Origin of the sequence: Aliirhizobium cellulosilyticum (genome assembly GCF_014198105.1) — a bacterium.
GTDB classification, from domain to species: Bacteria; Pseudomonadota; Alphaproteobacteria; order Rhizobiales; family Rhizobiaceae; genus Neorhizobium; species Neorhizobium cellulosilyticum.
In genome coordinates this window covers 1-12,477 of record NZ_JACIGW010000011.1, presented here as the reverse complement: position 1 = coordinate 12,477, position 12,477 = coordinate 1, and the positions used below count along the sequence as shown (strand labels likewise).

Here is a 12,477-nt window from a genome sequence, read left to right as displayed (position 1 = left end):
GCATTGGCCGGCCGCAACGGGAAAGCCGAGAGGATCACATGACCAATTTCTCCCCCCGCGAAATCGTTTCCGAACTCGATCGCCACATCATCGGCCAGCATGATGCCAAGCGCGCCGTTGCAATTGCGCTGCGTAACCGCTGGCGTCGTCACCAGCTCGACGAGAGCCTGCGCGATGAAGTCATGCCGAAGAACATCCTGATGATCGGCCCGACCGGTGTCGGCAAGACGGAAATCTCCCGTCGTCTCGCTAAGCTCGCCGGCGCGCCGTTCATCAAGGTCGAGGCGACAAAATTCACCGAAGTCGGTTATGTCGGCCGCGACGTCGAACAGATCATCCGTGATCTTGTCGAGATCGGCATCGGCCTCGTGCGTGAAAAGAAGCGCTCCGAGGTTCAGGCCAAGGCGCATCAGAGCGCCGAGGAACGCGTGCTTGACGCGCTGGTCGGCTCCACCGCATCGCCGGCAACCCGCGACAGTTTCCGCAAGAAGCTCCGCGCCGGTGAACTGGACGACAAGGAAATCGAGGTCGAAGTGGCCGATAGCGGCTCCGGCATGCCCGGTGGTTTCGAAATCCCCGGCATGCCCGGCGCGAATATCGGCGTGCTGAACCTGTCGGAAATGTTCGGCAAGGCCATGGGCGGCCGCACCAAGAAGGTCAAGACGACCGTCGCCAAGTCCTATGGCGAGCTGATCCGCGACGAATCCGACAAGCTGATCGACAATGAGGTAATTCAGCGCGAGGCGGTTCGTGCGGTCGAAAACGACGGCATTGTCTTTCTGGACGAGATCGACAAGATCGCCGCGCGTGACGGCGGCATGGGTGCCGGTGTTTCACGTGAAGGCGTGCAGCGCGATCTTCTGCCGCTCGTCGAAGGCACGACGGTTTCGACCAAGTATGGCCCGGTGAAGACCGATCACATCCTCTTCATCGCGTCCGGCGCCTTCCATGTCGCCAAGCCGTCTGATCTTCTGCCGGAACTCCAGGGCCGCTTGCCGATCCGCGTCGAGCTTCGTCCGCTGACCAAGGAGGATTTCCGCCGCATCCTGACGGAAACCGAGGCCAGCCTCATCCGCCAGTACAAGGCGCTGATGGGAACGGAAGACCTGACGCTGGAATTCACCGATGACGCGATCGACGCACTTGCCGATGTCGCGGTTCATCTGAACTCGACGGTTGAAAACATCGGCGCCCGCCGCCTGCAGACGGTGATGGAGCGCGTGCTGGATGAAATCTCCTTCACCGCTCCGGATCAGGGCGGCACGTCGGTGAAGATCGATGCCGAATATGTCCGTAAGCATGTGGGCGATCTGGCGGCCGATACCGACCTGTCGCGCTACATTCTCTAAGCCGCTCAAGTGGCAGCCGGGCAACGCCTGGCTGCCACACTCAAGCAACTTGACGCCTTTTTGAACGTCTTTATCTCGACATTCCAATATGTCTTAACGTATGGGTGACGCGCTTTCGCGAAGACGCGAGCGGCTTGCCAGATCGACCTGTCACAGTTTCTGGAGCCGGCAGTGGCGCAGATAAAACGCTGGGACACGGAAAATCTTGAAACGCACCCTTATTGCATTGCTGTTGACCGTCGCCTGGGCGGCTTCCTCGACCGGTCCGGTGATGGCCATGACCATCGTGCCGGAAGGCAATCGCAATGCCGTGCAGCCCAAGATCCCCGGCGCTTCCGTGCGCCGTACCCGCGCTGGCCGCACCACTTTCGACGACAAATACGACAAGATCCGTGAGCTTCTGGCGACCGACAAGACGCTGATCGGCAAGATCAAGTCCACCGCGGCCGCCTATGGCATCGATCCGATCCACATGGTCGGCGCGATCGTCGGCGAGCACACCTATAATGTCGACGCCTATGACAGGCTGCAGAGCTATTACGTCAAGGCGGCCGCTTACGCAGGAAACGCTTTCCGCTTCGCCTATGACGGCGAAACCATCTCCGAATTCCTGATGCACCCGCAGTTTTCCGCCTGTGAGGACAAATCCGGTTCCTACGCGCTGTGGAATTGCCGTGAAGCAGTATGGGAGAAATCGTTCCGCGGCAAAAAGGTCGATGGAAAGGCCTATCCCGACAACCGTTTCAGCGCGGTTTTCTTCCAGCCCTTTTATGCCGGCCAGACCTTTGGCCTCGGCCAGGTCAATCCGCTGACGGCGATGATGTTGTCCGACATGGTGTCGCGCACGTCCGGTTATTCGAAGCTGGATGAAAACGACGCCGCGGAAGTCTATGAAGCGATCATGGATCCCGACAAGTCGCTTGCCTATATGGCGGCCAATATCCGCCGCTCGATAGACGACTACAAGTCGATCGCCGATGTCGATATTTCCAAAAATCCCGGCATCACCTCGACGCTCTACAATACCGGAGGCTCGGCTCAGCGTGCAGCTGCGCTGAAGGCCCGCGGCGGTCTGCCGGAAGAGAATTATTACGGCTGGCTCGTCAACGACAAGATCACCGAGTTGAAATCGCTGCTCTAAGTCCTGATATTGGTTTAATCAGGAACGGAACAGGAGGGTTGCCTTTGGACATGCGCCCCGACCCCTTTGTGCCGCCGGCACCCATACCGCGCACCGTCCCGCCATCACGGCTGGAGATCATTCGCACGGTCATGCGCAACCCGCTGGAGCTGTGGGGTGTGCCGTCCTACACGCTGCCCTGGATCAAGACGAAATTCTTCAAGGAACGCACGCTGATCGTCAACGATCCCGGGCTGATTCGCCACGTCCTTGTCGATAACGCCTCAAACTACGAGATGTCGGAAATCCGCCAGCTTATCCTGCGGCCGATCCTGCGTGATGGATTGCTGACGGCGGAAGGCCCGGTCTGGAAACGTTCGCGCAGGGCCATGGCGCCGGTTTTCACGCCCCGTCATTCTCGCGGTTTTGCCGGCCAGATGCTGGCGAAGTCGGGAGAATACGCAGGGAAATATGCGACAGTCGGCACGGAGGGAGCGATCCACGATATCTCCGTCGACATGACGGAACTCGCCTATTCGATTCTGTCGGAAACCCTGTTCTCGGGCCAGATCGTCACCGAGAGCAACAGTTTTTCCGATGATGTCGACAGCCTGCTCCACCGCATGGGCCGCGTCGACCCGATGGATCTCTTGCGCGCACCGGCCTGGGTGCCGCGCCTGACCCGCATCGGCGGCCGCAAGGTGCTCGAAAAATTCCGCAAGATCGTCGCCGACACGATGCGGGAGCGGCAGAAGCGCATGCGCCAGACGCCGGACGCGGTGCCGCAGGATTTCCTGACTCTGCTCCTGCAGCTCGAAGGTCCGAACGGCCTCTCGCTGGATGAGATCGAGGACAATATCCTAACCTTCATCGGCGCCGGCCATGAAACGACGGCCCGCGCGCTCGCCTGGACGCTCTACTGCGTCGCTCATTCGCCGCATGTGCGCGAAGCAATGGAAAAGGAGATAGACCAGGTTCTTGGCTCCGGTGCCGAGCCGGTTGAATGGCTGGAACTGATGCCCTGGGTCCGCGCCTCCTTCGAGGAAGCGCTCAGGCTTTATCCGCCGGCCCCGTCACTGAATCGCGCGGCGATCGCCGACGACAAATGGACGAGCCCGAGCGGCGAAAGCATCGAGATCGAAGCGGGCGTCACCATCCTCGTCATGCCCTGGACCCTGCATCGCCACGAACTCTACTGGGAAAAGCCGCGCGCCTTCATGCCCGAGCGTTTTCTGCCGGAAAATCGCGGCAGGATCGGCCGTTTCCAGTATCTGCCTTTCGGCGCCGGCCCGCGCACCTGTATCGGCGCAACCTTCGCCATGCAGGAAGCGGTGATTGCGCTTGCCGTGCTGATGAAGCGCTACCGTTTCGATGCGATGCCCGGTACTGACATCTGGCCGGTGCAGAAACTGACGACCCAGCCGCAGAATGGCATGCCGATGCGTGTAAGCATCAGGTCCTGACCGCGACAGAACATGTCTTTCCCGGTCGATTGAACCTGTCGCGCCATGCTTTATTGATTGCTTCATAAGGATTTGGGAATTCTTGCGTGGCTTCACCTCTTCTTCTCGGCATCGATACCGGCGGCACCTACACGGATGCGGTTCTTTTCCGCGAGGATGAGGGGGTGATCGCCAAGGCGAAATCGCTCACCACTCGGCATGATCTTTCCGAAGGAATCTCGGGTGCTGTCGAAGCGGTACTGGCAAGGAGTGGTATCCCGGCCGCGGAAATCGCCATGGTCTCGCTGTCCACGACGCTTGCGACCAATGCTTTGGTCGAAGGGCAGGGGGGTCGGGCAGCGCTTGTCATGATCGGCTTCGGCCCGGAAGATATCGCCCGAGGGGGGCTCTCGGAAGCGCTCGGTACCGATCCGGTGATCTTCCTGCCTGGCGGCCACGATGTCCACGGCAACGAAACGCCGTTAGAGATGACGATGCTGGAAGAGGCTCTCCCGACACTTGGCCCGAAGGTTTCGTCCTTCGCCGTAGCCGGATATTTTGCCGTCCGGAATCCGGCTCATGAAATCAGCGTTAGGGATCGGATCCGCGAACTGAGCCACAAGCCCGTCACCTGCAGCCACGAGCTTTCCTCGAAACTGGGTGGACCGCGGCGCGCCTTGACGACGCTGCTCAATGCCCGCCTGGTGTCTATCATCGACCGACTGATCGGTTCGACCGAAGATTTTCTCGAAAAATCTGGCATCCATGCGCCCCTCATGGTCGTGCGAGGCGACGGCGCGTTGATGTCCGCTGGCGAGGCACGGCTACGCCCGATCGAGACCATTCTCTCCGGTCCGGCGGCAAGCCTTGTGGGTGCTCGTTATCTCACCGGGCTGGATGAGGCAGTTGTGTCAGACATCGGTGGCACCACGACGGATGTGGCGATAATTCAGGGCGGCAAGCCGAAGCTTGCGCTTGATGGCGCGAATGTCGGCGGTCACAAGACGATGGTGGAGGCGGTCGCGTTGCGCACTTTCGGCCTCGGCGGTGATTCGGAAGTGCATATCGATGACCGTGGGCTAGAGGCAAAAATCACGCTCGGTCCTCGACGTATTCTACCTCTCAGCCTTCTGGTGGCCACCTATGGCGATAGCGTTCTGTCGGCTATCGATATGCAGCTACGTGCCACCCACACTGGTCGCCACGATGGCCGTTTCGCCGTCCGGATCGCTTTGAACGAAGCCTTGGTTGGGAGCCTTCAACCGCAGGAACAGGCGCTTCTTGCGCGGATTGGCTCGGCACCCGTGGCATTGAACGCATTGCTCACAATGAACTCCCAGAAATCGGTTCTCGACCGGCTTGTGGGCCGCGGGCTCGTATACTTGAGCGGCATCACACCATCTGACGCACTGCATGTTCTTGGCCGCCAAGGCCAGTGGAATGCCGATGCAGCACGATTGGGGCTGCAGCTTGCAGCCCGGAAGAAGACCGGCGCGGGACGCGAGATCGCCACGTCACCAGAAGATTTGGCCGGCAAAATCGTCGCGAGGCTGACCCGGCAATCTTCCGAGATCTTGCTTTCGGCCTGCCTTGCGGAAGACGGTGCCGAATCAGTCAACCCATCGGTCTCGCTTGCGGTTGATCGGGCATTGAAGCGCGTCCCGGGTATCGCCCGGTTTTCCATTTCGCTTGACCGTCCGCTTGTCGGTCTAGGCGCGTCGGCACCGGTCTATTATCCTGCAATTGCCGATATGCTTGGAGCCGAATCGATCATTCCTTCTGATGCGGATGTTGCCAACGCCATCGGCGCTGTCGTCGGCCATATAAGGGTTACGGCGACGGTCACCATCACTTCGCCGGAAGAAGGTGTCTATATTGTAACCGGTGCCGGTGAGACAACCACGATAATCGGGGAAGCGAGTGCGCTAGAAGCCGCTGAGGAGCGGGCAGTCATTGCAGCGCGGCGCAAGGCCGGACAGGAAGAAGCCCAGGGCATCCTGATTTCCATCGAAAAGGAGATTATGGCACCGGAAGTTGAAGGCGGACGAAAACTCGTTGAAGCGCGCATCGTTGCCACTGCAACGGGCCGCCCGCGGATGGCACATCCACAATCCTGACCGAACCGCCGTGGGCTTTCCGCGCCTTGATACCCGTAATCCCGCAGGCAAAGCTACGGCACAGGAAAGGGTGACGGCCGGTAGATTCAGGCTCACGTCCTGGCAGCAAAAAAGCCGCCGGGAATGCCCTCGGCGGCTTTTTGATTTCGGTATCCCGTCAGTCCTACTGGACCACGACGACTTTGGTTGCCTTGCCCGGACGCACCCGGCTGTAAAGGTCGATAACGTCCTGGTTCATCAGGCGAATGCAGCCGGATGAAGCCGCCGTGCCGATCGAGGCCCATTCCGGCGTGCCGTGAAGGCGAAACAGCGTGTCCTGGCCCTTTTCGTTGAACAGATACATGGCGCGTGCGCCAAGCGGGTTGTTCAGGCCTGGACCCATGCCGTTTTCGACGTATCTGGCGACATCCGGCTTGCGGGCTGCCATTTCCTTCGGCGGATGCCATGTCGGCCATTCCTGCTTCCAGGCAACATAGGCCGTGCCCGACCATGCAAAACCAGCCTTGCCGACGCCGATGCCGTAGCGCACAGCACGGCCGCCCGGCAGGATGTAGTAGAGATGGCGTTCACGGGTATTGACGATAACCGTACCCGGCTTTTCCGCAGTTTCGTAATTCACGATCTGGCGGACGAACTCCTGCTTGACCCGGTTGATCGGAATGGCCGGCAGGGTATAGCCTGCATCGGTCACCGATCCGTAGGAATCGGTGAAGATCTGGGCCGTCTCGATGCGAACCGGTGCATCTGTCTTGGCTGTTTCGGACGTGGTCGAGCAGCCGGCCAGGGCGGCGGTTGCCAACAGGCCGAGTGCGAGCATGCTGTTGCGAAAGCGCATGGATATCTCTTGGTGAAACTATCGATTGAAATGGCGTCAAGCCGCCGTCGAAACCGTTATTTTCCATTCGATTGCGGTTGGCAAGTTGCGCAAGCGCTCAGCGCGTCGGCAGCAGTCGAATTGAAAAGCCCATTGTCTTTTTGCAACATTCACAATGCTGCCCACCTGTAATGGCTAAGGAACAGGCATGACGATATTGAATGTTGTGAACGACAACCCTCTGATCGATGGCCGTCAGTCGCCTCGCGCGATGATGGTCCGCAAGGGCGCGCAAATCCTGCTTCACGATATGAAGCATGCTGTTCTGCCCGAACTGGTCTTGCCGAATGGCAGAAGGGCCGACCTGATCACCGTATCCGATAAGGGAGAAATCTGGATTGTCGAGATAAAGACCTCGATCGAGGATTTCCGTATCGACCGCAAGTGGCCGGAATATCGGACTTATTGCGACCGGCTGATCTTTGCAACGCACAGGGATGTCCCGTTCGAAATTTTCCCTGAAGACTGCGGCCTGATGGTGTCGGATGGTTATGGGGCGCATCTCTTGCGTGACGCATCCCAACACAAGCTTGCGCCGGCGACCCGCAAGGCGTTGATGCTCGATTTTTCGCGTACAGCGGCGCACCGCCTGATGATGGCGGAATGGTCTACCGGCAAGAGCTTCGACGACATAGAGACGTAGTCAAGGGCATGGCCTGCCTCTCTGCCGCAATTACATAAATCCCGCAGCCCGCAAGTCGCGGCGGGCGCCTTATTTCGGTGCCCGCTTTGCCAGGATGCGCTGCAATGTGCGGCGATGCATGTTGAGGCGTCGTGCCGTTTCCGAAACGTTGCGTTCGCACATTTCGTAGACGCGCTGGATATGTTCCCAACGCACGCGATCTGCCGACATCGGATTTTCCGGCAGGTCAGCCTTTTCTCCGGGACGCTGCGTCAAGGCGTTGAACACATCATCCGCATCGGCAGGCTTGGAAAGATAGTCGACGGCACCAAGTTTGACCGCAGTGACGGCAGTCGCAATGTTTCCGTATCCGGTCAGTACGATGACGCGTGTATCCTGACGGAACTGCCTGATGGTTTCGATGACGTCGAGGCCGTTGCCGTCGCCCAGCCGAAGATCCACCACGGCGTATTTCGGTGCCCGCTGGCGCACTTTGGCAATGCCTTCGGCGACTGTTTCCGCGGCCTCAACGGTAAAGCCTCGTGTTTCCATGGCTCGTGCCAGGCGACGCAGAAACGGTCCATCGTCGTCAACGATCAACAGTGAAGGGTCGGAACCAATAAAGTCCTCATTCTGAGGATTGGATTGCTGCAGTGTTGTTTCCATCTTCATTCTCCGGGATCGATGGACCCCAATTATCATATAGAACGCGATAAAATTGGAGCTAGATCAAATTGGCTTGTCCATAATTGATCTTGGCCATTCTATTCGAATGCGTGCACCGACCTGTCCGTCGCCGCGATTGCTGAAGCGGATCGATGCGCCTGATCGCTCTAGCAGGGTTTTGGCGATGAAGAGCCCCAAACCCAGTCCGCCGGCATGCTCACTCCGCTCGCGTGTCCGGGATGTCATATAAGGCTCGCCGATACGCGAGAGGATAACGGCAGAATAGCCTGGACCATCGTCCTCGATCATGATCGCCACCCGCTGGTCATCGTATTCCACCGAGATGACCACCTCATTCTTTGCATAATCGACCGCATTTTCAATCAGATTGCCAAGCCCATAGAGAATTCCTGCGTTTCTCACGCCTATGGGTTCATGGCCACCGTCGGTTTTCTGCACCAGTCTGATGTCTATGTCGAACTGACGGTGCGGAGCGATCACCTCTTCCATCATCGACGATAGAGGCAGGCGCCGCAAATGCTCCTCGCCCTCCGCTGGCAGTGAGGTCAAGCGACGCAGGATATCGCGGCATCGCTCGCTCTGGCTGCGCAACAGTTGCACATCCTCCTTGAAGCGCTCGTCCTGCCCCAGCTCTCGCTCCATTTCCTTGGCGACGACGCTGATCGTTGCAAGCGGTGTTCCCAGTTCATGGGCCGCAGCAGCGGCCAGACCATCCAGCTGACCGAGATGTTTTTCCCGCTCCAGAATCATTTCCGTCGCCACCAGAGCGTCGGCAAGCAGGCTGGCCTCATGGGAAACGCGGTAAGCGTAGAAAGCCGCAAAAACCATCATCGAGGCGATCGAGAACCATACCCCGAGCTGCATGATCGGCTGGATACGCAAATGCTCTCCCTCATACCACGGGACCGGGTAAGGAGAGAGTGACAAAACCGTCGTGCACACAAGCGCGAAGACAAGCAGCACGAGCGAATGACGCAATGGCTGTGATGCAAAGGCTATGATGACCGGCACGCAGATCAGCGGTGCAAAGGGATTGCCCAGCCCGCCGGTGATAAACAATAGTGCGCCCATTTGCAGGAGGTCGAAGCAGAGCAAGGCGAGCGCTGATTTCGGTCCAAGCCGGTGGGTGGCCGGAAACCAAGCGGATAAAATGAGATTTGCGACCGCAAGGGCTGCGATCAATATGGTTGCCTGGGCGATAGGCATCGGAAAGTCGAGTACGCCCCAGATGATCAGGACCGTTATTGTCTGCCCCGCCACGGCCAGCCACCTCAGCCTGACGAGGGTTTGTAGGCGGATGCTGCGGCTTACATGGCCGATCTTGCTGTCCTGCGATGAAGTCATGTCTGTACTATGCAATATTGTTTCGGACATTGTTTATATGTGCCTTAAAGTGGTCAAACCTCTTAAAATCGACCCAGTATTTCATGGTACGTGACATCCTGTCACGTACCTTTGGGTTTTGCGCGGCTTGTCGGAGCGGCATCGACCGGATTTTCCGGCCATGGGTGTCTGGGATATCGGCCACGCATTTCCGCCCGAACATCTTTCCATGACCCGGACCAGAAGCCGGGCAGATCGCGTGTCGTCTGGATCGGCCTGTGTGCCGGCGATGTCAATTCAAGAAGCAGCGGCAGTTTGCCGTTCGCGATCGCGGGATGATTTTTCAATCCGAACAGCTCCTGGACACGGATTGTCAGCACCGGTTCTGCGCCATCATACTGGATAGGATGGCGTTGGCCGGTCGGCGCCTCGAAATGGGTCGGCGCAAGCCGGTTCATAGTGTGCAGCAACTCGTGTGGTACCAGCGAACGCAACCCATCCGAAAGGCTCGCCGCCGATATCGAAGTAAGTGCGGACGCATGGCCTTGATAGGGGACGAACCATTCATCAAGGCGGGCTATAAGCGCATCGTCGCTGACATCCGGCCATGGCTCGCCAAGCGATCGATGAAGGAACCCCAGCCTTTCCCTGAATTGTAGGGTCTCCTTCGAAAACGGCAGGCTGTGCAATCCGAACTGCCGTACGCCGTCGGCCAGCGCCCGTGCCGCCTGTTCCCCGGTCGGTTTGGGTAAGGGTTTTTCGCTAAATACGATTGCTCCGAGCCGGGTGGTTTGGCGCGCACGAACCTGACGGCTGGCGGGGTCGAAAAAACATTCTTCTGCGGACCGGATTGCACCGCCCATCTCCGCTTCCACCTCGGAACGAGATATTTCCGCGGCGCTGAGAATGCGTGGCCGCGCAGCCTTCCCGCTCACGTCGGAAATCACCAACATGGAGGCCCCGGCAAGTCGCTCGGTCTCCGGCAGTTCCGCTCCTCGGCCGTTGGCCATGATGAACCGGCCCTTGCCGCCGCGCTGCAGCGCGATCCGGTCGGGATAAGCATGGAGAAGAAGCGGGCCTGCTGACCCGCTTGTCTGTTGTGCTCCCTTGTTTGGCAGACTGTCGGCTATCCGGTTGGCCAGACCCCGGCTGGCTTGGGCCCGCTCGCTGCGGTCAGCCCGGAACCGCCGCAGCCGTTCATCGAGATCGATATCGTTTCCTCCAAGTCCCTGTTCGGTCAGGAGAACGGCGAGATGGCTCGCCTCGAGCCCGCGTCCTTCCTCGTCCGCATTGATGACCATCGCCGCCAGCCGAGGCGGCAAGGCCAGCTGACGGATAAGATGACCTCTCGGCGTTAGCCGGCCGGTGTCGTCCAATGCGCCGAGAAGGAGAAGCAGGCCTTTTGCCTCGGAAAGCGCAGGTCCGGGCGGTTGATCCAGAAAGGCGAGCGTTGTCGGATCAACCACGCCCCAATGAGCAAGGTCGAGCACGAGACTTGAGAGATCGCTCGCGAGTATTTGCGGCGGCGTGAAATCCGGCAGTGCAGCGGTCTGGCCCGCGTGCCAGAGCCTGATGGCGATACCCGGCATGGTTCGCCCGGCGCGTCCGGCCCGCTGGTCGGCCGAAGCCTGTGATACCCGTACCGTCTCCAGCCGGGTCATTCCGGTGGAAGGCTCGAAGACCGGCAGACGCTGCAATCCGCTGTCGATGACGATCCGCACACCGTCGATCGTGATAGATGTCTCTGCAATCGATGTGGCGAGCACGATCTTGCGCTTGCCAGGCGCTGCCGGCTTGATTGCCAGATCCTGCTCGTGTTGTGTCAGATTGCCATAAAGTGGCGCAATCGCGGTGTCTGCATCGAACCGGCCCTGCAGCCGCTCGGTTACCCTTCTGATTTCCGCCTGTCCCGGTAGAAAGGCAAGGATGGAGCCATCTTCGTCGCGATGTGCGCTTTCGATCGCACGCGTGACTGCGTCCTCGACACGCTCCTGCTGGCTTCTTTCATTATAACGGACCTCGACCGGAAAACTCCGTCCTTTGCTTTTGATCACCGGAGGGTCGTTCAGCAATGCCGCGATGCGATCCGTATCGAGGGTTGCCGACATTACGATTATACGCAGGTCTTCTCGAAGCGCCGACTGTGTGTCGAGCGCCAGCGCCAGTCCGAGATCGGCATCGAGCGAGCGTTCGTGGAATTCGTCGAAGATCACCGCGGAAACGCCGGCAAGTTCCGGATCGTCAAGGATCATTCGGGAAAATACCCCTTCCGTGACGACCTCGATCCGTGTCGCCTGCGAGATCCGCGTGTCGAGGCGCATTCTGTAACCGATCGTCTGCCCGACACTCTCTCCCTTGAGCGCCGCCATGCGCGAAGCGGCAGCTCGCGCCGCCAGCCGCCGCGGCTCAAGCAGGATGACCTTTCCCGTGCACCATGGCTCTTTGATCAGGGTAAGCGGCACCATGGTCGTTTTGCCTGCACCCGGTGGGGCGGAAAGGACTGCACAAGAGCTCCGGCGGAGCGCCACGGTTAGATCGCCCAGCACCTCTATAATAGGGAGTGGCGCATGCGTGCTGCTATCAGATCTGTCCTCTTGGGGTTTCTTTTCCATATATATGTGAGCTCTCGGTATTTTCGGGCGTCTAAAGACCCATCAGGTCGGTGGCGTCCTGATGAGGTTTTGCAATGCCATAGCAGCGCGAAACGCACGAGTGAACAAGAGCGCCGTTTCGACTGCTGAAAATCTATGCATGCCCGCAATTTAAGCCATGAGCATCTGCTCGCATGGCATTGGAGAAAAATGACATTTTTTTAAAAATGGCTGTTGACTCAATCGGGTCGTCGGATCTATAACCCGCTCACTGACGAGGGCGGCGGCGCTGCTAGCGACGAAGCTTCTCGTTCTAAAGAAAACCACTAAAGATTGGCATTTGCTGATTGGG

At 59.1% G+C, this 12,477-nt stretch carries 10 protein-coding genes; 5 read left to right on the top strand and 5 right to left on the bottom strand.

What is annotated here, in order from left to right; genetic code table 11:
- Positions 1 to 38 precede the first annotated feature (38 nt).
- From hslU to GGE33_RS25225, 4 genes are all read left to right on the top strand, one after another.
- Positions 39 to 1,349: an ATP-dependent protease ATPase subunit HslU gene (gene hslU, locus GGE33_RS25240; RefSeq protein WP_183829666.1), complete on the top strand. Its 1,311-nt coding sequence runs from the start codon at positions 39 to 41 to the stop codon at positions 1,347 to 1,349.
- A 205-nt stretch (positions 1,350 to 1,554) separates the two neighbouring features.
- Positions 1,555 to 2,490, top strand: coding sequence for a DUF1402 family protein (locus GGE33_RS25235; RefSeq protein WP_183829663.1), 936 nt, complete (start codon positions 1,555 to 1,557; stop codon positions 2,488 to 2,490).
- A 44-nt stretch (positions 2,491 to 2,534) separates the two neighbouring features.
- Positions 2,535 to 3,932: a cytochrome P450 gene (locus GGE33_RS25230; protein ID WP_183829660.1), complete on the top strand. Its 1,398-nt coding sequence runs from the start codon at positions 2,535 to 2,537 to the stop codon at positions 3,930 to 3,932.
- 86 nt (positions 3,933 to 4,018) lie between these two features.
- Positions 4,019 to 6,028 carry a hydantoinase/oxoprolinase N-terminal domain-containing protein gene (locus GGE33_RS25225; RefSeq protein WP_183829657.1) on the top strand — a complete coding sequence of 670 codons (2,010 nt, stop codon included), beginning with the start codon at positions 4,019 to 4,021 and terminating at the stop codon, positions 6,026 to 6,028.
- A gap of 163 nt (positions 6,029 to 6,191) precedes the next feature.
- Here the strand turns inward: GGE33_RS25225 and GGE33_RS25220 are convergent, their stop codons facing one another.
- A complete protein-coding gene (locus tag GGE33_RS25220) occupies positions 6,192 to 6,863 on the bottom strand; it encodes a L,D-transpeptidase (RefSeq protein WP_183829654.1) in 672 nt (223 codons plus the stop codon).
- 187 nt (positions 6,864 to 7,050) lie between these two features.
- Here GGE33_RS25220 and GGE33_RS25215 point away from each other — a divergent pair, with 187 nt between their 5' ends.
- A complete protein-coding gene (locus GGE33_RS25215; RefSeq protein ID WP_183829651.1) occupies positions 7,051 to 7,545 on the top strand; it encodes an MmcB family DNA repair protein in 495 nt (164 codons plus the stop codon).
- Positions 7,546 to 7,614: 69 nt separating this feature from the next.
- On the opposite strand, the gene GGE33_RS25210 is transcribed toward GGE33_RS25215, so the two are convergent.
- From GGE33_RS25210 to GGE33_RS27405, 4 genes are all read right to left on the bottom strand, one after another.
- Positions 7,615 to 8,190, bottom strand: a complete 576-nt coding sequence (locus GGE33_RS25210; RefSeq protein WP_148143861.1) for an ActR/PrrA/RegA family redox response regulator transcription factor — start codon at positions 8,188 to 8,190, stop codon at positions 7,615 to 7,617.
- Positions 8,191 to 8,253: 63 nt separating this feature from the next.
- On the bottom strand, positions 8,254 to 9,555 hold the full coding sequence (locus GGE33_RS25205) for an ActS/PrrB/RegB family redox-sensitive histidine kinase (protein ID WP_183829648.1): 1,302 nt from the start codon (positions 9,553 to 9,555) through the stop codon (positions 8,254 to 8,256).
- Between the two features lie 101 nt (positions 9,556 to 9,656).
- Positions 9,657 to 12,146, bottom strand: coding sequence for an ATP-dependent helicase HrpB (hrpB, locus tag GGE33_RS25200; protein ID WP_183829646.1), 2,490 nt, complete (start codon positions 12,144 to 12,146; stop codon positions 9,657 to 9,659).
- Between the two features lie 150 nt (positions 12,147 to 12,296).
- Positions 12,297 to 12,477, bottom strand: a 181-nt coding sequence (locus GGE33_RS27405) for a hypothetical protein (protein WP_210298034.1), incomplete at its 5' end; no start/stop codon positions are given.